The following is a 559-nucleotide window of genomic DNA, read 5'->3' as shown; positions in this document are numbered from 1 at the left end:
TCGCCCCACGCGTAGTCGTCCGCAAAGCGGCCGCGGTCATCGCGCAGGGTTGCGGTGTCGGAGCGGTTGTCCCAGACCTCGCGGCGGCGGTCCTGGTAGAGATCCGCCTCGGTGTCGCGGCCGACGCCGGTGTGGATACGCACCGTAGAGCGGCCCTCGAGGCGGTAGCCGTCGAAGACGTAGGTGTTACCGTCCTCGTCCTGAAGGGTCCAGCCGTCCAGGTCGACCTCGTGACGGCTGTTGTTGGTGATCTCCACCCACTCCCTGTTCAGCGAGCGGTTGGACCAGTCGTCACGACCCGGGGAGTCGTACTGCACGGCCGAGATCTCCACCTTCGCACGGTCCGAGCGAGGGTGGTCGGCGGCCGACGCCGGCAGCGCCCCGGCGCCGAGGACCGTGACGGCCGCGAGGACGGCGGCGGACAGATGACGGGCGGTCACAATGGAAGAAGACACGAAGGCCTCCTGCAAGTGCGGGCACCGATCCGCTTTTCAGCCCGACTGCGGGGCTGGAAACGGACGTGATGGTGCGGTACGGATGGCGGCCGGCCGGCCGCGCA

General features: G+C 69.2%; 1 protein-coding gene. It reads right to left on the bottom strand.

All coding sequences use genetic code 11. The annotated features are described in order from the left end of the window. The coding region (locus tag ACTWQJ_RS52130) for a lamin tail domain-containing protein (protein WP_443313315.1) at positions 1 to 455 on the bottom strand (455 nt) is incomplete at its 3' end. Between the last annotated feature and the right edge of the window lie 104 nt (positions 456 to 559).

Origin of the sequence: Streptomyces sp. KR55 (genome assembly GCF_052245645.1) — a bacterium.
Lineage (GTDB): Bacteria > Actinomycetota > Actinomycetes > Streptomycetales > Streptomycetaceae > Streptomyces > Streptomyces flavusporus.
Note: the sequence above shows the minus strand (reverse complement) of the source record. Positions and strands in the feature narration are given on the sequence as shown.